17 protein-coding genes are annotated in these 19,665 nt (G+C 39.2%); 5 read left to right on the top strand and 12 right to left on the bottom strand.

Going from position 1 to position 19,665, the window contains the following annotated elements:
* Positions 1-17 precede the first annotated feature (17 nt).
* The 12 genes from I6F53_RS02540 to dnaK form a co-directional block, all read right to left on the bottom strand.
* Positions 18-1,412: a coniferyl aldehyde dehydrogenase gene (locus I6F53_RS02540; protein WP_197238379.1), complete on the bottom strand. Its 1,395-nt coding sequence runs from the start codon at positions 1,410-1,412 to the stop codon at positions 18-20.
* A 166-nt stretch (positions 1,413-1,578) separates the two neighbouring features.
* Positions 1,579-3,054 (bottom strand): SLC13 family permease, encoded by a 1,476-nt coding sequence (locus I6F53_RS02535; RefSeq protein ID WP_197238355.1) that lies wholly within the window; start codon positions 3,052-3,054, stop codon positions 1,579-1,581.
* A gap of 9 nt (positions 3,055-3,063) precedes the next feature.
* The gene (locus tag I6F53_RS02530; RefSeq protein ID WP_197238354.1) at positions 3,064-4,020 is read right to left on the bottom strand and encodes a porin; all 957 of its coding nucleotides are present in this window, start codon (positions 4,018-4,020) and stop codon (positions 3,064-3,066) included.
* Positions 4,021-4,196: 176 nt separating this feature from the next.
* Positions 4,197-5,561 carry a sigma-54-dependent transcriptional regulator gene (locus tag I6F53_RS02525; RefSeq protein ID WP_197180226.1) on the bottom strand — a complete coding sequence of 455 codons (1,365 nt, stop codon included), beginning with the start codon at positions 5,559-5,561 and terminating at the stop codon, positions 4,197-4,199.
* Positions 5,554-7,284, bottom strand: a complete 1,731-nt coding sequence (locus I6F53_RS02520) for a sensor histidine kinase (RefSeq protein WP_197238353.1) — start codon at positions 7,282-7,284, stop codon at positions 5,554-5,556. The genes I6F53_RS02525 and I6F53_RS02520 overlap by 8 nt, the downstream gene beginning before the upstream one ends.
* A gap of 190 nt (positions 7,285-7,474) precedes the next feature.
* Positions 7,475-7,738: a CBU_0592 family membrane protein gene (locus I6F53_RS02515; RefSeq protein WP_166420050.1), complete on the bottom strand. Its 264-nt coding sequence runs from the start codon at positions 7,736-7,738 to the stop codon at positions 7,475-7,477.
* A gap of 162 nt (positions 7,739-7,900) precedes the next feature.
* A complete protein-coding gene (locus I6F53_RS02510) occupies positions 7,901-8,152 on the bottom strand; it encodes a hypothetical protein (RefSeq protein ID WP_197238352.1) in 252 nt (83 codons plus the stop codon).
* 143 nt (positions 8,153-8,295) lie between these two features.
* Entirely contained in the window at positions 8,296-8,664 is a 369-nt protein-coding gene (locus tag I6F53_RS02505; RefSeq protein WP_166420049.1) for a response regulator, read from the bottom strand.
* Positions 8,665-8,756: 92 nt separating this feature from the next.
* Entirely contained in the window at positions 8,757-9,161 is a 405-nt protein-coding gene (locus I6F53_RS02500) for a DUF1761 domain-containing protein (protein ID WP_166420048.1), read from the bottom strand.
* 150 nt (positions 9,162-9,311) lie between these two features.
* Positions 9,312-9,773 carry a Cys-tRNA(Pro) deacylase gene (ybaK, locus tag I6F53_RS02495; protein ID WP_197180224.1) on the bottom strand — a complete coding sequence of 154 codons (462 nt, stop codon included), beginning with the start codon at positions 9,771-9,773 and terminating at the stop codon, positions 9,312-9,314.
* 101 nt (positions 9,774-9,874) lie between these two features.
* Positions 9,875-11,014 (bottom strand): molecular chaperone DnaJ, encoded by a 1,140-nt coding sequence (dnaJ, locus tag I6F53_RS02490; protein ID WP_166420074.1) that lies wholly within the window; start codon positions 11,012-11,014, stop codon positions 9,875-9,877.
* Positions 11,015-11,216: 202 nt separating this feature from the next.
* A complete protein-coding gene (dnaK, locus tag I6F53_RS02485; RefSeq protein ID WP_166420046.1) occupies positions 11,217-13,133 on the bottom strand; it encodes a molecular chaperone DnaK in 1,917 nt (638 codons plus the stop codon).
* Between the two features lie 241 nt (positions 13,134-13,374).
* On the opposite strand from dnaK, the gene I6F53_RS02480 reads away from it, so the two are divergent.
* From I6F53_RS02480 to I6F53_RS02460, 5 genes are all read left to right on the top strand, one after another.
* A complete protein-coding gene (locus I6F53_RS02480; protein ID WP_197238351.1) occupies positions 13,375-14,190 on the top strand; it encodes a thioesterase family protein in 816 nt (271 codons plus the stop codon).
* A gap of 181 nt (positions 14,191-14,371) precedes the next feature.
* Complete coding sequence (locus tag I6F53_RS02475; protein ID WP_231616516.1) at positions 14,372-15,520, top strand: paraquat-inducible protein A; 1,149 nt, start codon at positions 14,372-14,374, stop codon at positions 15,518-15,520.
* A gap of 14 nt (positions 15,521-15,534) precedes the next feature.
* A complete protein-coding gene (gene pqiB / locus I6F53_RS02470) occupies positions 15,535-17,190 on the top strand; it encodes an intermembrane transport protein PqiB (RefSeq protein WP_197238350.1) in 1,656 nt (551 codons plus the stop codon).
* Positions 17,190-17,798, top strand: a complete 609-nt coding sequence (locus I6F53_RS02465; RefSeq protein ID WP_197238349.1) for a PqiC family protein — start codon at positions 17,190-17,192, stop codon at positions 17,796-17,798. Before pqiB ends, I6F53_RS02465 begins: the two co-directional genes overlap by 1 nt.
* A 455-nt stretch (positions 17,799-18,253) precedes the next feature.
* Positions 18,254-19,636 carry a Na+/H+ antiporter NhaC family protein gene (locus I6F53_RS02460; RefSeq protein ID WP_197238348.1) on the top strand — a complete coding sequence of 461 codons (1,383 nt, stop codon included), beginning with the start codon at positions 18,254-18,256 and terminating at the stop codon, positions 19,634-19,636.
* The last annotated feature ends 29 nt before the right edge of the window (positions 19,637-19,665 follow it).

Raw genomic sequence — 19,665 nt, 5'->3', positions numbered from 1 at the left:
ACAAAATCAACACCCTATTATTTTATGTAAAGCCATTTTAATAACTTAATAATAAGCTTATTTTGTTTAAGTAACAGATTAATACGAGGATTAAACGATCCTGATACTAACGTATTTTTAGCGTGGCTAAACGTTAAAAACCCTTCAACACCATGATAGTGCCCCATACCTGAGTGCCCCACTCCACCAAAAGGGACGTCATCAGCAGTCACTTGTACAAGCGTGTCGTTTACTGCCACAGTGCCACTGATGGTTTGCTTCATAATGTATTCTTGAGCGTGCTTATCTTGCCCTAAAATATAAAGCGCTAACGGGTGATGATGTGCTTTAATGTAATCAATTACAGTGTCGAGCTTTTCATAACTCATTATTGGTAATATTGGACCAAATAACTCGTCTTGCATAAGCTGCATATCGTCAGTAACTTGAGTCACTAAGTGCAGCCCCATACGATGCTTGTCTGCATCTTGTTGGTTTTGTTCAAGTGGCTTAATAATATTTGCGCCAAGCTCTTGTGCTTGCTCTAAGTAACTTGCTAAACGTTGATAGTGCGAATCACTAATAATAGAGGTTAAGTTTTTACCTTCAACACCCTCTTTAAAATGCTTTTTATATAGCTCACATAACTGCTGAATAAGTTGATGCTCAAGCGCTTTGGGTACAAATACGTAATCGGGTGCTACACATATTTGCCCTGCGTTGGCCATCTTGCCAAACAGTAAAGCTTGCGCCGCTTTTTTAATATCGGCATTTTGGGTAATAATAACTGGCGATTTACCACCGAGCTCAAGCGTTACGGGTGTTAAATTACGACTAGCCGAAGCCATTACTAATTTACCTACGGCCGTTGAGCCCGTAAATAATAAATGAGCAAATGGGAGCGATGAAAACTGCGCGGCTACGTCGCTACCGCCTTGTATTATTTTGCAATGCGTTTGCATGTCGTCTTTAAATATTTTTTCGATAACGACGTTTGTGTGAGGTGTAAATTCGCTCAATTTAAGCATAACTCTATTACCAGCGGCTATCGCGGTAAGTACAGGTACTAACGCTAGCTGAATTGGGTAATTCCACGGTGCAATAATACCGACTACACCCTTGGGCTGGTAATTAACACTGACTTTAGAAGGCCATAAGCTTAAACCCACAGAGCGATTACTTGGCTTTGCCCACTTTGGTAGCTTTTTAATAATGTGCGCGAGTGTTTGCACTGTAGGTAATATGTCACCAACTAATGTATCGAACGCAGTCCTGTAACCAAAATCTTTTGAAGCAGCATCCACTAGCTCTTGCTCAAGTTCAACAATACGAGTGCGTAGTTTTTTTAATAAAACGAGACGTTTATCAACTGGCAAATAAGGCGTTTCGAGAAAGCTTTTTTGCAATTCATCAAATTGGGGAATTAAAGGCATTGCGTGTGGTGTGTCGGTGCTCAAAATAGATTACTCAATTTTTAAAGTTACCGCAGACTATAACCTTGTTCTGTTTTTCGAGCAATAACACTAACTAATGCGATTAAATAGCAGCCTAAATTAAATTTCAGGCTGCTCATATGGTTGGAACTAATTTAGTGGGTATTTAAAAACCAAATACTTGAGCTGCAATAGTCATTGTTACCAGCGTAATTAATACAATAGCGACAATATTGAGTACAAAACCTGCGCGGATCATGTCGCGCATTTGTATTTGCCCTGAGCCAAACACAATAGCGTTTGGTGGTGTCGCTACCGGCATCATAAACGCACAACTACACGCTATAGCTGCTGGGATAACCCAAACCAATGGCGAACCTGTTATAGACTCTGCAACGGGTCCTAACAAAGGTAAAAAACCAGCTGCGGTGGCTGTGTTACTGGTGATCTCAGTTAAAAAGGTAATTAAGGCAACCACAACAAGTACACTCATAACTAAAGGTATAGCACTCGCGCCTTCAATCATATGCGCTATATACTCAGCTAACCCCGATGACTTTATTTGAGACGCGAGTGTTAATCCGCCTCCAAACAATAGTAATACGCCCCACGGTACATCTGACGCGTGATGCCAATCTAGAATACGTTCCTCTTTGTCTTTATTCGCTGGCATTACAAACAACAGCAATGCCGCTGCAATTGCAATTGTAGTATCTGAAATATTAAGACCCGTTATATCACCTAATAAAGGTCTAAATATCCAACAAAGTGCAGCAAGTACAAATACAAACAACACGCCTTTTTCTGCACGTTGCATTACTCCAAGATTTTTTAACTGCGTTGAAAACACCGCTTTCGTATCAATTTTTTGACCGTTTTTAACATTAGCATCTACTTTATACGCAAATTTAGTAAGCCAAACCCAGCTAATAATTAGCATGCTTAAAGACAGAGGTACACCTACAATCATCCATTGCGCGAAGCCTATTTCAATTTGGTAGCTATCTGACAAATAAGCAGCCATTAAAGCATTAGGCGGTGTGCCAATTAAAGTAGCAATACCACCAATACTTGCGCCATAAGCAATCGACAACAACAATGCTTTGCCAAAACCTTCGTTTTCAGGATCTGACTGTTTAACTAAATTGGTGATCGAAAGTGCAATAGGCAGCATCATTACGGCTGTAGCCGTATTAGACATCCACATAGATAAAAATGCGGTTACCAGCATCATGGCTAAAATTTGCAAACTTGGTTTCTTACCCGCATAGAGCATAGTGCTTAGTGCAATACGTTTATGTAACCCCCAACGCTCCATAGCAATGGAAATTAAAAAACCACCTAGAAATAAAAATATTAATGGATGTGCGTACGGGGCTGCCACGCTTTTAATTGCTGCTATATCAGCAAGTGGTGATATTACCAGTGGTAATAAAGCAGTTGCAGGAATTGGTACTACTTCGCTCACCCACCACGATGCCATCCAGAATGCTAAACCTGCGGTTTTAAATGCGGCTACAGACATACCCGTTGGTGGATCGAGTAAACATGTTAATAGCATTATTAAAGGGCCTAGTATTAAAAAAAGCCATTGAAAATTTCTTTTCTTACCTGGTTCTTGTGTGAGTATATTATCTGTCATGGCAGGCCTCTAAAATTTGTATTTAAGACCAAGCGCAACACTGCTGTCGTCTTGTTCTTCTAAATTAAGATCGGTGTATAAAAGGTAAGCAGTTGTTTGCTTATCGAACACGTAGTCAAGCCCAGTAGTCCATTGTGTGGCATCTGAAGCTTGACGAAGTGCTGAATCATCTTTAGCAAACTGAATTTTTGGTACCCACTTATCAAGTGTATAGCTTAGACTTACAACATAGCAATTGCCTGATTTAATGCCATCTTCCGATTCTGAATGCTGGTACAGAGCGCCTAATTGTAATTGTTCAAACTTATAAGCGCCCGCAATACGACTTGCGGTGATGTTGTTAAGCGATTCTACATGACTCAATGATACATAATATGCTGTATTGCTTAAATTGCGATCACCATAGATAAGCGTAGCAGCAAAACCCGCTTCGTTATCTTTATTGTCATCTTTTGGGGCGTAGGTAAATGAAAACTGTGCATTATGCCAGTATTTAGAGGTATAAGTTAACGTATCACCGAGTCTGTCTTGCCCAGCAATAACTTGTGATATATCGCCTTGGGTTTCGTTAAAGTTATCAACTTTTCCTTCTGAGTATTTAAAACGTGTATCGTTTCTTCCTACTACAACTTCACCAAACGCGCCTTTTAAACCTAAGTAAGTATTACGTGCAGTGAAAGGTTCATCGGTGTCGTCTTCCTCAAAGCCTTTTACTTGTACTTCATATTTAAAAACAACGCTTAGGTATTCGTTAAGTTTGTGGTCGCCTTTAATACCAATACGCGAGAATGGCGCTTCTATTTGTGTGCCTTCATCTGCGTAGCGCATTATACCCGTGTCGGTATTAGCAATTTGTACCTCAGCTTTACCATATACAGCATATTCAGCCGCTTGAGCAGAGTACGAGCAAATAGCGAGGCCACTCATTGAGGTGAGTAAAATATAGGGGTGTGTAAACTTTATCATTGTGTGTCCTGATTATTAGAATCTACTTGTTGTCAGTTCTAATAGAGCAACTTTACTGCCAATGATATAAAGTTATTAAATTTCAGATGGTTGGTTTTATAAATCAACAATAAAAGAAAAAAATGTGCGGTTTTCCACACATTAAAATAATTAGATTGTCACAAATACCGCACACGTTAGTCAGTGAACATATCACGGTTTAAATTGTATTTACTCATTTTATCGTAGAGGGTTTTACGGGCAATTTGCAGTGTTTCCATTGTATTTTTAATGCTGCCATGGTGTCGCTCTAACGCCTCTTCTATTAGGGATTGTTCATAAAATGAGACTTTTTCAGATAGACTTAAATCGGGAGATAGTTCACCTTGAGACTGCGTTTTTGTAACGACAAAAGCCAGCTCAACACCGAGTAAAACGGCGCGCTCAGCTTGGTTTCTGAGCTCCCTTACATTACCTGGCCAATCGTATGCAATTAAGCGCTGCTGTAATTCGCTATTAAGAGGGGCTGGTGGTTTATGGTAACGCGTTGCTGCAATAGAGCTAAAATGCTTAAACAAAAGTAATATGTCGGCTTTTCGGGCGCGCAGTGGCGGTATGTTTACTTTTACTAAGCTGAGTCTGTAGTATAAATCAGCTCTAAACTCGCCTTTTTCAACCAACGAGAGCAAATCAACTTTAGTTGCAGCCACAATTCGTATATCTAAATTAATTGCTTTATTATCACCAACAGGGGTTACTTTGCGCTCCTCTAATACACGCAGTAATTTAACTTGTAGCGACATAGGCGTACTTTCAATTTCATCTAAAAATACGGTGCCGCCTTGCGCAAATTCAAACTTACCTTTGCGAGCATGAGTTGCTCCAGTGTAGGCACCACTTGCTGCGCCAAATAACTCGCTTTCTATTAATTGCTCAGGCACTGCGCCGCAATTAATCGCAACAAAGTTAGAACTAGAACGAATGCTTTGGTCGTGTAAATAACGTGCTACAAGCTCTTTACCCGTACCTGTTTCGCCTTCAATCATCACATCAGCAGGCGTATCAATCACGGTATTTAGCAAATGCATCATGTCTTGCATTTTAGGCGTATCACCCAATATGCGAACGCCGGGTGCTGAGGTTTTTTGTACGGCTAATTTTAATGCGCGGTTTTGAATCACAAGGCTGCGTTTATCGCAGGCCCTGGCTATGCAATCGAGTAGTGTTTCATTGAGTGGCTTTTCAAATAAATCATAGGCCCCTAGTTGCATCGCTTTAACAGCAATTGTTACATCGGCATAACCTGTTAAAAATATAACCGGAAGCTCACTGTCAAAGGCAGTTACTTGCTCAAGCAGTGTTATCCCATCCATTGTGGGCATATTTATATCGCTAAGCACCACGCCCATAAAACGGCGGTTGAGCTTAGTTAAGGCGGCGCTTGCATCGCTAAAACACTCAACTGTATAGCCTTCAAGGGTCAGTAATTGCTTTAATGAATCTCTGATCATAGCTTCATCATCAATAATAATGATGTGCTTACATGCTGATTGTTCAATCATCTGCTTTATCCTGCGTACTCGATAAGCTTATTATAAACTCAGCACCTCCTTCTAATCTATTATGTGCACTTAAAGATCCACTAAACGAATCAATAATTTGCTTTGATATAGATAACCCAAGCCCTAAACCATTACTTGCTTTAGTACTGTAAAATGGTTCAAATAAATTACCAAATGCATGTTGTTCGATACCCGAACCGGTATCTAAAATTGAGAGTTTTACGCGGTTATCAAAGCATTCAACCTTGAAGCTCAATTTACGAACTATTGCGCCATTCATTGCCTGGCTTGCATTAGTAATCAGATTAACCAGCACTTGCTCAAATTTAAGCGAATCTACCCATACAATCAATGCGTCATCTATTTGAGGTGGCTCTACCAGCACGTTATCTTGCTTTAATTGCGAGCTGGCTATCATTAAAGCGTTATTAATTAAACCCGCCAATGGGTGAGGCCGTAACTGAGTTTGTGAGGGTTTGCTAAAATGCTTTAACTGTCCGACTATTTTGTGCACTCGCTCTACAAGCCCTTCAACAACATTAAGGCTCTCAGCTAGAGCGCTATAGTTTTGCTTAGCTAACAATCTTTTAGCACTTGCAAGGTAAGTGTTAATTGCACTTAATGGCTGATTTATTTCATGATTAATGCCTGCACTTAACTGCCCTATTGTGGCCAGCTTAGCAGATTGCATTAGCGCAACTTGTGTTTTTTCAAGCTCTTGTGTTCGCTCAATTACTTTTGTTTCTAGACTGTGTCTTGAATATAAAAGTTTTTTATAGCCAGCAAAACGAGCCAGTAAGCTATAGCCTATAATAGTTATTAAACCGTAAATAACACTAACCCAAAATAATCGAGGTAATTGCGCCGAATTTACAGAGGTTACATCAACAAGCACATACATATTTGCGCTAAAATAACGCAGTGGTTTAGCTGCGCTTACATATAACTTTTTATTTATTTTATAATGCGTTATACCTTCACTAATATATTGAAATTGCTCAACATATGCAGGTTGATGATCTAAATACGCTCTGCGTAATTTAATATCACGACGCTGCGTTATATCAAACTCACTAAAACTATTTAAACGCCAAGCGGGCACATCCGACATAGCAATAACGTCATCAGCAAGCTGCAAGTAAAAATGACTCGCCATTGATGTATTTAAAAGCTCTCTATCATTTTCAAATTTACTTACATTAACCTTTAATACCACAACACCTACCGCTTTGTTGTCGTGATAAACCGCTTGTGAAAAATAAATTCCTCGCTCTTTTGAGCGCATACCTAAGGCAAAATAGGCCACTTTTTCGCCTGCGAAGGCACGTTTAAAATAAGGTCTAAATGCAAAGTTACTACCTAAAAAGGTGTAATCAACTTGCCAATTGCTACTCGCTGTAACCTCGCCTTGAGTATTAAGTACGAATATATCAGAGGAGCCACTTGCCTGTTGAATGTCGGCCAAGTAGTTATTAATAGCGTTGTAATGTTGTTGCTCACCACTTACAAAATCAATCATTAACTGATTGTAAGTGAGCAGTTGTGGAATAGCAGAAAAACGAGCTAGCTCTGTATCAATATAATTATTTAATTGAGTAATTTGGCTTTGTGCTTGCACCGTTGCTTTTTCAATATCGTTAGTGCGGCCTACCCAAAATGTAACAACTAAAATTAATACTAATAATAAACATACTGTAATTATTTTTTTAGAAAACGTAAACATGGCCTGCCCGAGAAATAGCCTAAAAATTTAAGGCAGCTAGTGTAACGACTTATAGGACACAGAGATATAAACTTTTTGTTAACAAAAGCATTTAATTATACTTACTAACTAAATTTAACCCTAAAAGCAAAAAACACCGCAAACAGTTATGTTTGCAGTGCCTAAGATGTAGAACAAAATTAATACTTTATTAATTTGTAGCTAAAGTTGATCTGTTTTTTAAGTATTTGTATAAACCGATTAATGATGCGGCTATCCAAAATATTTCAATCACAAAGCTTGCTAAATTAAAGTTATAGCAAAGGCTAATTAACAATAAAATCGCCCCTGTTAAATTCATCATATTATACGTTAGGCTAGCTGGAGACGTTTTACCTAGCTGCAGTAAGAAAAATGAACCAACTACTAAAAAAGTACCTGTCATGCCTATGATGTCAAATAAGAGTGCTATCACGAAACTATCCTTTATCCATTTTTAAAATAACCCAATAAACTGGCCCAATCCATGGGGAGGGTGTTTTTTCATTCATTGAAACAGCAAACCGAGCGATTCTATCAATATGGTAAATTCTAACAAGGCCATATGTCCGTATGGAGAAGGCTTTACTTCAAAACTTTATTTAAACGTTACTTTTCCGCCGATAATTTTATAGGCTGGTGCACCACGAATAATAGTTTCTCGGGCAAATGGACGGCTACAGTTAGGGCAAATACATGGCTCACTTGTAAAGTCTTGACTAATACGCTCTTTAAAACACTTAACTAATGCCCCTTTCCCTCCTTTTCGGTATTTAAATAACGAAGCTTTACAGGCTGAGCAAAAAATATCGACCGTTTTAGTAGGGCCTTTTTTATTGGGTTTTGCCATTACGTCCTACTGGATTATAAAAAGTAATTAACTATGATATCAGTTTAGATAGGTAAAGGTTACAACAGGAACTTAGAATTTTTATGCGGTATGTTTATTGATAATAAGCTCATAATAGTTTTGTGGCTATAAATAAATACAGCCTAATCTTTAAAAAAGAAGCGGTTTAATTGAGATGATAATACATTCATATTAAAAGGTTTAATTATAAACCCCGACACTTTAGCTGCAATAACTTGCTTAACTTTATCTGTACCATCTTCACAGGTGACCATCAATACAGGAATATCAGCAAGAGCTTCATCTTTTCTAATATTTGCGAGTAAATCAACACCATTCATTTTTGGCATATGGAGGTCTGTAATAACCAAATCAAAATGCTGATTGTGTAAAAAAGCCAAAGCTTGCAATCCATCAGTGGCTTCAACGATATTGCTATACTCTAGTTTTCTCAACATATTAATTAATACATGACGCATAAGCGGCATATCATCAACAACTAATATTTTCATTAATACCTTTACCAATCATGTAAATGGAGATTATATAAAACTACTCTACTCGTAGATAAGAATCAAATTAGGCGTTAATGGTTATTAAAATTTTACGGCCATAGCCCTAAAATAAGCCCCATTAACGAAAACTGTAAAATGTGATACCCCCCGTTAATTAAAAAAAGCTTTAAAGGACGTTGCTCAAATATATAACTTAATCCTAATGAACTGCCAATCCAAAAAAAGCCGATAATAAAGCCAGTCCCTATACTTTCACCTAAGCTTGCGTCTTTACCTAAAAAAAGAGACAGCATTAAAGCCGCTATAAACACTAAAAAAAAGCTGCCGCCAAATATCAACTTAGGATTAGCCGACTGCAAATCTTGGTCGGTTAAGCCAATACTTTCTAGCCATGCATTTTTAAATAAAGCTTTTGAGTACCATACACCGCCAAGCATAAAAGATGAAAGTGCAGCTACAAGTATTGCAAAATAATCAACATCTAAAAGGTTCATACAAACAGCCGTATACAAAAGTATAATACCGTTTAGTATTAAATATTAACGGTATAAAGATACTCTAAATGTAGCTACAAATAGGGGATTGAGCAAATGGCTTAACTTGAATTAATTACCTGTACAGAAGGTAATTATACAAAATAAAGTCTATAAATCGCCAAATTTAGCGTTAGTCAATACAGCCAAATCAGTTGGTGAGAGTGCAATTTCTAAGCCTCGTTTTCCGGCGCTCACATAAATAGTGCTAAACAGTGAAGCACTACTATGAATAAACGTAGTTAGACGTTTTTTTTGCCCAAGAGGACTTACTCCACCTAAAATATAACCCGTGCTAGTTTGGACTTTTTGTGGGGCAGCCATCACTACTTTTTTAGTACCACATAATTTTGCTAGCTGTTTTAAGTTAACTTGTTGAGAAACAGGGGTGACAGCAACAATTAGTTGGCCTTCGTGCGTTTCAAGAACGAGAGTTTTATATACCTGAGCACTATCTAAATTTAACTTTTCAACGGCTTCAAGCCCATAATGGCTATTACTTGTATCGTGTTCATAGCTGAGCACTTCAAAGGGAATTTTTTGTTTTTTTAATAGTTCGATTGCTGGTGTCATAATCATTTATCATATTGCTGAATTAATATTAAAGTAGCACAATTTTAAGCAAAAAAAACGGCGCTAAAATAGCGCCGTTTTATTAATAACTAAACGTAAATTTATTTAGTTAAGTCATCAAAAAACTTTTTAACACCGTCAAAAAAGCCTTGCTCTTTAGGTCGGTTTTTTGAGCTGTCTGTGCCCATGCTTTCATCTAACTCTGTTAATAGTTCACGTTGACGCTCATTCAAATTAACTGGCGTTTCGATTACTACCTTACAAATTAGATCGCCCTGAGCGCCGCTGCGTACAGACTTAACACCTTTGCCACGCATACGGAACATTTTGCCTGTTTGCGTTTCAGACGGTATTTTAAGTTTTGCACGACCATCAAGTGTTGGCACCTGAATTTCGCCACCAAGGCCTGCAGTCGTAAAGCTAATTGGTACTTCACAGTATAAATTGTTTGCTTCACGTACAAATATTTCATGTTCACGAACCGATACTTGCACGTACAAGTCGCCTGATGGCGCGCCATGCATTCCGGCTTCGCCTTCACCTGTTAAGCGGATACGATCGCCTGTATCAACGCCAGCTGGAATTTTCACTGAAAGCGTTTTAGTTTTTTCTACGCGGCCTTGACCATGACACTTGTTACAAGGATCTGAAATAATCTGACCTTGTCCCTGACACGTTGGACATGTTTGCTGCACAGCAAAGAAACCTTGGCGCATTTGCACTTGGCCAGCACCATGACATGTAGTACATGTTTTAGGTTTAGAACCCGCTTTAGCACCGCTGCCATCACACGGCTCACAGCCAACCCATGTAGGTACTTTAATTTCAACTTCTTTACCACGAACCGCTTCTTCTAAGCTTAAGTCCATGTTGTAACGTAAATCAGATCCTCGTTGCTGACGAGATTGACGTCGGCCACCGCCGCCACCAAAAATATCACCAAACACGTCGCCAAATACATCACCAAAGTCGCCATGGCCGCCACCAAAACCACCGTGACCACCGCCGCCACCTTGTTCAAATGCTGCGTGACCATGTTGGTCATACATTTGACGTTTTTGGCTATCAGTTAAAATTTCGTACGCTTCTTTAACTTCTTTAAACTTTGTTTCGAGATCTTTATCGCCTGCGGTACGATCTGGATGATATTTCATCGCTAAGCGTTTATACGCCTTTTTTATGTCTCGCTCACTCGCATCTTTGCTTACGCCGAGGACTTCGTAATAATCGCGTTTTGACATATCTATCACACTACTCTTTTCTGTTTACAGCATAAGCTGCAGGATAAACCGATAAATCGCATCGATTTATCATTGAATTTTTGAACCTTAAACACATGCAAAAGGCGCGACAAGCTATTGCTCGCGCGCCTCAATTGTTCATCCTAACCTAAACACCTAACGTAGTTAAGTGTTTTTGGTTAGCGAGAAGCGGTAGCAACAATTACTTGTCGTCTTTCACTTCTTCGAACTCTGCATCAACAACGTCGTCGTCTTGCTTAGCTGATTGCTGTTGCTCGCCTGCATCTGCTGAACCTTGCTGTGCTTTCGCTTGGGCAATTTCCATCAGTTTTTGAGACTTTTCAGCAAGAGCTTGAGTTTTAGCTTCAATCTCTTCTTTATTGTCGCTCTTAATTGCAGCTTCTAAATCTACAACAGCAGCTTCAATCGCTTCTTTATCTTCGCTTGGTAATGCATCGCCAGCTTCTTCAATTTGCTTACGAGTACCGTGAACTAAAGCATCAGCTTGGTTACGAGCAGCTACAAGTTCTTCAAACTTTTTATCGTCCTCAGCATGTGCTTCTGCATCACGAACCATTTTTTCAACTTCTTCATCGCTTAAGCCAGAAGATGCTTGAATCGTAATTTTTTGCTCTTTACCTGTATCTTTATCTTTAGCAGATACATGTAAGATACCATCAGCATCAACATCAAATGTTACTTCAATTTGCGGTGTACCACGTTGTGCTGGGCGAATACCTTCTAGGTTAAATTGACCTAAAGATTTATTATCGCTTGAACGTTTACGCTCACCTTGTAACACGTGAATTGTTACAGCAGATTGGTTGTCTTCAGCTGTTGAGAATGTTTGCGATTTCTTAGTAGGAATCGTCGTATTTTTCTCAATCAATGCAGTCATTACTGAACCCATTGTCTCGATACCTAGAGATAATGGAGAAACGTCTAGTAAAAGTACATCTTTAACATCACCCGCTAATACACCACCTTGAATCGCTGCGCCTACTGCAACTGCTTCATCAGGGTTAACATCTTTACGTGGCTCTTTACCGAAGAAATCAGCAACCGTTTTTTGTACTAAAGGCATACGTGTTTGGCCACCAACAAGGATAATGTCGTTGATGTCGCTTACTGATAAATCAGCATCAGCAAGTGCACGTTTAAGCGGCTCTAGAGACTTCATTACTAAATCTTCAACTAGTGACTCAAGCTTAGCGCGTGTTAGTTTCACGTTCATGTGCTTAGGACCAGATGCATCAGCAGTTACATACGGAAGATTTACTTCAGTAGACTGTGCAGATGAAAGTTCTATTTTAGCTTTTTCAGCAGCTTCTTTAACACGTTGCATTGCAAGAGGATCAGTTTTTAAGTCTAAGCCTTGATCCTTCTTGAATTCAGCTACTAAGTAGTTGATTACGCGGTTATCGAAATCTTCACCACCTAAGTGAGTGTCGCCGTTTGTAGCAAGTACTTCAAAAGTGTGCTCGCCTTCAACTTCATCAATTTCAATGATTGATAAATCGAAAGTACCGCCACCTAAGTCATATACTGCAACTACGTTTTCGCCACGGTTTTTGTCCATACCGTAAGCAAGTGCCGCAGCAGTTGGCTCATTAATAATACGTTTAACTTCAAGACCCGCAATACGACCCGCATCTTTAGTTGCTTGACGTTGTGAATCGTTAAAATATGCAGGTACTGTGATTACGGCTTCAGTTACTTCTTCACCTAAGAAGTCTTCAGCAGTTTTTTTCATTTTTTTCAGTACTTCAGCAGAAATTTGTGGTGCAGCGCGTTTTTCGCCGCCCGCTTCTACCCATGCATCGCCGTTGTCAGCTTTAACAATTTTAAACGGCATGATGCCGATATCGCGTTGTACTTCTTCGTCTTCAAAACGACGACCAATTAAACGCTTGATTGCAAATAATGTGTTTGTCGGGTTAGTAACCGCTTGACGTTTAGCTGATTGACCAACTAATGTTTCACCGTCTTGCGTATAAGCAATAATAGACGGGGTTGTGCGATCGCCTTCAGCGTTTTCAATAACACGTGCTTTGCCACCATCAAGTACTGCAACACAAGAGTTTGTAGTACCTAAATCGATTCCGATAATTTTACCCATGAAACTTCTCCAACTTCAATATTCGTTAATACGTTCGATGACTTAGTTAATAGGGATGCTGCAAACTTAATTCAACTGTAAAAATGAAAAAAAATTCATTTTTTGTGATTTATTTACAAAATAACCCTAATAATTGTAAGGAATGGTGATTTTTACACCGTCAGGGAGGTTTTTAATTACTAGTCTGACCAGTTGGGTTGTGTTATAAATTTATTAAATCGCACTTTAAAAGGACATCCACATGCATTTTGAGCAATTACTTCAACAAGCCGCAAATCTTGGAAATTCAGATAATATCGAACAATCAACTAGCACCATGCAATTTCCAGAAAATTGGTGCCAAGGCAGAACCACGTTTGGTGGTCTTTCTGCTGCATTACTTTATCAAGCAATTAGAGGTAAGGTAACGGATGATCGTCGCTTACTCTCTCTCAGTACTAATTTTGTAGGGCCATTACTTGCCGATACTCCTTTTTCATTGTCGGTTGAAATACTACGCCAAGGTAAAAGTAGTACACAGGTATTGGCCAAAGCGATTCAAAATGAACAAGTATGTGTAATAGTACAAGCGTGTTTTGCAAAAAGCAGAGACTCGGGCATTAATGTGCCTGTTTCAAAGTCATTGGGCTTAAAGCCGGTAGATGCGCGTCATACATTACCTTTTATAAAAGGTCAGATGCCTGAGTTTTTTCAGCATGTTGATTTATGCCCCCAACAAGGTGGTATGCCATTTAGTAGTGCAGAAACGTCTCACCTAGGTGGTTGGATGCGCTTTAAGCATACGCCAGAGCAAATAACAGAGGCACATGTTATTGCACTTACCGATGCATGGCCGCCAACCCTCTTACAAATGTTCAAACAACCTGCGCCGGCAAGTAGCATGTCGTGGTATTTAGAGTTTGTACAAGAGCCGAACTTAACTCCCGGCGAATGGCTAGGTTTTGAAGCAATGACACATCATTCAAAAGATGGTTACGGTTTAGAAGATGGCTGTATATGGTCACAATCGGGTGAGTTAATAGCCCTTACACGCCAAACAGTCGCTTTATTTGACTAAAAGCATGGCCAAACAATATTAAATTGTTTGGCCATTAAATGCTTATTAGCTGTTCGCGTTGTATTAATGCATTAAATATTGCAAAATTGGAGAAATTTTCTTCATGCTTGGTATTAAATTGCAAACTGTATGCCCCTGCTGCGATCTGATCATAGATATACCTCGCATAATCGCAAAACAAATGGCGATATGCCCGCACTGCCACCATAAACTTTGCGAAGCTGATGTTAATCACGACAGCCGAATTGTCGCACTGAGTTTTAGTGCCCTACTCATGCTACTTAGTAGTATGTTTTACCCGTTTATTTCTTTTAGCAGTAGTGGTATTACTCAAACAATTACTCTGCCCGATGCTGCCCGAATTTTATTTAATTATGATAGTGAACTCCTCGGCTTATTTATCGATTTGAGCATTATTGCTCTGCCTATGGGTTTGCTTCTTATTTTAATTCCTTTGCATCTTGGCCTTTTAAAAACATTACCAGAGGGGATTGCAAGGCGACTACTAAAGTTCACCCTTGCGTTAGAGCCCTGGATTATGTCGGAAATATTTTTAATCGGTGTACTGGTTAGTATGGTTAAAATCATGTCGCTGGCTGATATTAGTTTTGGTACGAGTTTTTGGGCTTATGTGGGGTTTGTTATTTTATATATAGCGGCGCTTGTTCACTTAAACCGCCCACGCTTGTGGGCTCAAATAAAGCCTGTAAAAATACTCGAAGGCGCAGAGCATGCTAAACGTGCAATAGATGAAAACATTAAAGCTTGCCATGTGTGCCATCAACTTTGTACGGGTAATATTTGTCAGCGTTGTCATACTAAAACACACGTCAGAAACCCTTATAGCGTACAAAAAGCAGCTGCTTGGCTAATTACTTCTGTTGTTTGTTATATTCCAGCTAATGTTTTACCTATTATGCACACCACTAGCCTTGGGGATGAATCACCTTCAACTTTAATTGGTGGCGTAATTACACTTTGGAAAAGTGGCTCCTACCCTATTGCTGCTATTATCTTTTTAGCCAGCGTAGTGGTGCCACTTGCTAAAGCTTTTGTGTTGAGCTTTTTATGCTTTATGGTAACAAGGCCCGCAAACAGACACACAAAAAGTTATACACGAATTTATCAACTGACAGAGTTTATTGGCAAATGGTCGATGATAGATGTATTTGTGGTGGCAATTTTAGTTGCCTTAGTTCAATTGGGTAATTTAATGTCAGTAACACCAGGATTAGGCATTGTATTTTTTACAATTATGGTAATATGCCAAATGATGGCTGCCCATGCCTTTGACCCACGTTTATTGTGGGATTCACCCAAAAATAAATAATCAGAGAACAAAGCATGACCGAAACTGCCGAAATAACAAAAGAACCGAAAATTTCCGCTATCTGGATCATTCCGGCAATTGCGCTGTTAGTAGGCATGTGGATGCTATACCAATACCAAGCTAATAAAGGCCCTACGATTTTTATAGAAATGCCACAAGCCGAAGGCATTATTGCAGGTAAAACTGAAATAAAAGTACGTAGCGTAAAAATAGGCCAAATTGATCATGTTCGACTATCTGATACCCAAGACAGCGTTATTGCCCGAGCGCAAATAGACAAAAACTACAATAACTTGTTAACTAATGATGCGAAAATTTGGGTCGTAAAACCACGCATTGATGAAACGGGTATTAGCGGAATGAGCACGCTATTGTCTGGTGTATATTTAGAGTTTTCGCCAGGTGAAAGTAAAGAATTAAAAGAGCGTTTTCAATTACAAGATGAACCCGCCCTTATTGGTAAAGATGTAAAAGGCGGCCGTTTTAAATTAATGAGCTACAGCGCTGAAGTACTTGATGTAAGTACCGGTATATTTTTCAAAAACTACAAAATAGGTCAAATAGAAACCGCCACTTTTGATTGGGAAAACCAAGCAATGAAGTACGGCGTATTTATTAAAGAACCATATCAAAACCTCATCACCAAGAACTCTATTTTTTGGGTAAATGCAGGAATAGAAATTGACCTGTCTGCCGATGGCATAAATATTAATACAGGTTCTTTAAGCAAGCTTTTAAAAGGCGGTATTTCGGTTGGCTTACCTGAGCAACAAGCCCCTGGCGATATAGCTGATGATGGGTATAGCTTTTCACTAAGTCAAAGTTACAAAGAAGCACTTGAGGAGCGTTTTTACGATTTTGATTACTACCTAATTGAGTTTGAACAATCAATTAGAGGGTTACGCCCAGGTGCTCCAGTAGAGTATAGAGGTATGCGCGTAGGTACAGTGGTAGAAGCCCCAGCCAATGTAATTATTGACGGTAAACCTGCACACTTTAGAAATAACAGCACCGCTGTGCCAGTATTAATAAAAGTTGAATACGGACGCTTGTATCACGATAGCGCTTCAGCTAAGGAGTATTGGCAAGGCAGTTTAAAAGGCTGGATTGAAAGTGGTATGCGTGCGTCGTTAAAGCCAGGTAATTTATTAACAGGTGCTGTGTATGTTGATTTTGATATATACCCCGATGCACCACAAACGCAACTAGGTAAACTTGTACAGTATGATGTTTTTCCGAGTATTTCTAGCGGCATAACCGTATTGGCAGACCAAGTATCTGACGTACTTAATAAAGTAAATAACTTAAAAGTTGAAGATAGCTTAGAACAAATGCAAGCCACATTTACCGATTACCGAGCGCTTGCTAATGAAATGCGAGAGTTGCTAAGCCAAAAAGATACACAAAACTTACCGGGTGACTTTAACCGTAACTTTGAAAAGATGACAAAAAGTATGGAGCAGTTTGAAGTAACCATGCGCCAATTTGATAAAACCATGGCCAGTTACCAAGCAGGCTCTGAGCTTCATCATCAAATACAGCAAACGTTAAAAGAATTTAAACGTTTAAGTGAAGGCCTACAGCCACTTACTCGCGGTTTGAACGAGCAACCTAATATGCTAATTTTTGATAAATCATTACCAGCAGATCCAAAACCAAGGAAGCAATAATGAAATCGTTATTTTTAACTGCAAGTTTATTATTACTATTAGCAGGTTGTAGTTCATCAATACAAACTGCGACACAGTATTATCAGTTTGAGCAGCCTATTGGTGCATCATCTCGAAACGTTGCTGATACAGACGCACAATTAAGAATACAAACAGTTGTACTTAGAAGTGCTTTAAATAATTTAGGCATCGCTATGAAAATAGATAGCAACCAAATACATGCTGCTAATTACAACCTGTGGGGTGAATCGCCGGATGTAATGCTTACTGCAACAGCCCAGCAAACACTTTTTAATGCTATGCCTAACTGGATGGTGATAAAGGGCTTACCGGTGATTACTGAACTCGATCAACAAACGTTTTATGAACTTGAGTACGAGATTCACCACTTTAATGGCGATATGCAAGGTAACGCTGATATTTCTGGTCTTTGGCGATTATATTACACACACCCAGAGACCGGCAGGCGTTTGATCAGCATTCATAACTTCTCAAACGTAGTAGCTATTGATGATGACGGCTACGATGGTTTAGTTTCAACGCTTGAAGCAACATGGCTCAATATAAACCTAAATGTTGCAAAACAAATAGAACAAGCAAGACTCTAATCATTGAGTAAAAATGCAAGCACGGCGGTTTTATCATCAATTACCGCCGTACCTTTCGCTTAAAACTCCTTCTTTAATAATTTTCATCCTGCTCAACACTCCGCGCCACAAAAAAGTGAGCCATATGAATCACACTATTAAAGCCGCCTCTAATAAATTTTATCAATCATGTGTTTTTTTGTTGACTGAAATACAAAAGCAGATTATTTTTGCGCCGATGTTTTTACAGGCACAACAATAGCGGTTTGCACTCCTTGCACCGTCTGGCGCCAAAGCCAACGCGTTTCACTTAAGCTGCTATTTAACATAACTGTTTATGTGTCCCTCCCTCGCGTACAAAAGCAGTGACTTGGAAGATGATTTAACAACAAACTTATCATCTTCTTTGTTTTTGTATAAGCAGCTTGAAAATTAATTTAATTTTTATGCATGCTTTTAATTTTGTGAATACTTAAATGCTTGAACCTTCTGCGTTGAGTTTACTACCACCGTTAGTGGTGGTTGTATTGGCTGTTGTATTACGCCGCCCTATTTTATCTTTACTTATTGGTGCATTAGTTGGTTTAGTTATAGCCGACCCTGCACAAGTACTTACTAACTTTGCGAGTACATCGCTAAAAGTGATGACAGACGAAACCATCGGCTGGCTAATACTTGTATGTGGTGGTTTTGGTGCTCTTATCGCGCTATTAGTACGTACAGGTGGCGCGTCGGCTTTTGGTAAGTTAGCCCTTAAATACACCAAAGGTAAGCGTTCATCTTTGTTTATGACCTTTTGCTTGGGTGTGGTTATTTTTATTGATGACTACTTAAATGCGCTTACTGTGGGTGAAACCATGAAACGCATTACTGATAAATTTAAAGTTAGCCGTGAAATGCTTGCTTACGTTGTTGACTCTACTGCCGCACCAATCTGTGTACTTGTTCCTTTATCTACTTGGGCGGTATTTTTTGGTGGCTTATTGGTAGATAACGGTATTGCTGAGGAAGGCAAAGGTATTGCTGTCTATATTCAAGCCATCCCGTACATGTTTTACGCATGGTTTGCAGTGCTTGTTGTTTTACTTGTTGTGTTGGGTGTTATTCCTGCGATTGGGCCAATGAAAAAAGCAGAGCAAATGGCGCAAATAGAGCAAGCTCAAGTCGATCCAGCTCAATACAATGACGTTCAAACAGCAGATGAATACGCAGTAAAAGCAGCTGAAGAAAACTTTGAAGATGCTGATCCTAAAGGTAAATTACGTAATTTTTTAGTGCCGATTATTTTACTGGTCGCATTTACTGTTTACTTTGAAATAGACGTATACAAAGGCTTACTAGCAACGATGGCGGTCACTCTCCCGTTTTATGCGCTACAAAAGTTAATGAGCGTAAGTGAAATGATTGAGCGCATGCTTGATGGCTTTAAAAGTATGATCCCCGCTATTGGCACTGTTATAGCGGCGTTTATATTCAAAGATGTATGCGATTTAATTGGTTTGCCTCAGTTTGTTATTGGTAGCTTAAGCCCTTATATGACTGCAGGATATTTACCGGCAGTGGTGTTTATTTCGATGGCTATTTTAGCGTTTGCAACGGGTTCGAGTTGGGGTATTTTTGCTGTATCAATTCCGATTGTTATGCCACTGGCAAATGCGGTTGATGCGAACATCCCCTTGGTAATTGGTGCGCTATTATCGGCCTCTTCTTTTGGTAGCCAAGCGTGTTTTTACTCAGATTCAACCGTACTTGCAGCGCAAGGCTCAGGTTGTAACTTAATGAGCCATGCCGTTACACAATTGCCATATACACTGATTGCTGCGGCACTTGCCGTAATAGGCTTTTTAATAATGGCTTAAATTAGCTTAAAAAATAATAAACCCCAATG

Source organism: Pseudoalteromonas sp. SWN29 (assembly GCF_015864465.1).
In the GTDB taxonomy this organism is placed as follows: domain Bacteria; phylum Pseudomonadota; class Gammaproteobacteria; order Enterobacterales; family Alteromonadaceae; genus Pseudoalteromonas.
Note: the sequence above shows the minus strand (reverse complement) of the source record. Positions and strands in the feature narration are given on the sequence as shown.

Coding starts and splice junctions, on each gene's coding strand:
- I6F53_RS02540 (WP_197238379.1), bottom strand. CDS start 1,412: ATGCCTTTAATTCCCCAATTTGATGAATTGCAAAAAAGCTTTCTCGAA.
- I6F53_RS02505 (WP_166420049.1), bottom strand. CDS start 8,664: ATGAAAATATTAGTTGTTGATGATATGCCGCTTATGCGTCATGTATTA.
- I6F53_RS02530 (WP_197238354.1), bottom strand. CDS start 4,020: ATGATAAAGTTTACACACCCCTATATTTTACTCACCTCAATGAGTGGC.
- I6F53_RS02535 (WP_197238355.1), bottom strand. CDS start 3,054: ATGACAGATAATATACTCACACAAGAACCAGGTAAGAAAAGAAATTTT.
- pqiB (WP_197238350.1), top strand. CDS start 15,535: ATGACCGAAACTGCCGAAATAACAAAAGAACCGAAAATTTCCGCTATC.
- I6F53_RS02510 (WP_197238352.1), bottom strand. CDS start 8,152: ATGGCAAAACCCAATAAAAAAGGCCCTACTAAAACGGTCGATATTTTT.
- I6F53_RS02460 (WP_197238348.1), top strand. CDS start 18,254: ATGCTTGAACCTTCTGCGTTGAGTTTACTACCACCGTTAGTGGTGGTT.
- dnaJ (WP_166420074.1), bottom strand. CDS start 11,014: ATGTCAAAACGCGATTATTACGAAGTCCTCGGCGTAAGCAAAGATGCG.
- I6F53_RS02475 (WP_231616516.1), top strand. CDS start 14,372: ATGGCGATATGCCCGCACTGCCACCATAAACTTTGCGAAGCTGATGTT.
- ybaK (WP_197180224.1), bottom strand. CDS start 9,773: ATGACACCAGCAATCGAACTATTAAAAAAACAAAAAATTCCCTTTGAA.
- I6F53_RS02480 (WP_197238351.1), top strand. CDS start 13,375: ATGCATTTTGAGCAATTACTTCAACAAGCCGCAAATCTTGGAAATTCA.
- dnaK (WP_166420046.1), bottom strand. CDS start 13,133: ATGGGTAAAATTATCGGAATCGATTTAGGTACTACAAACTCTTGTGTT.
- I6F53_RS02500 (WP_166420048.1), bottom strand. CDS start 9,161: ATGAACCTTTTAGATGTTGATTATTTTGCAATACTTGTAGCTGCACTT.
- I6F53_RS02465 (WP_197238349.1), top strand. CDS start 17,190: ATGAAATCGTTATTTTTAACTGCAAGTTTATTATTACTATTAGCAGGT.
- I6F53_RS02520 (WP_197238353.1), bottom strand. CDS start 7,284: ATGTTTACGTTTTCTAAAAAAATAATTACAGTATGTTTATTATTAGTA.
- I6F53_RS02525 (WP_197180226.1), bottom strand. CDS start 5,561: ATGATTGAACAATCAGCATGTAAGCACATCATTATTATTGATGATGAA.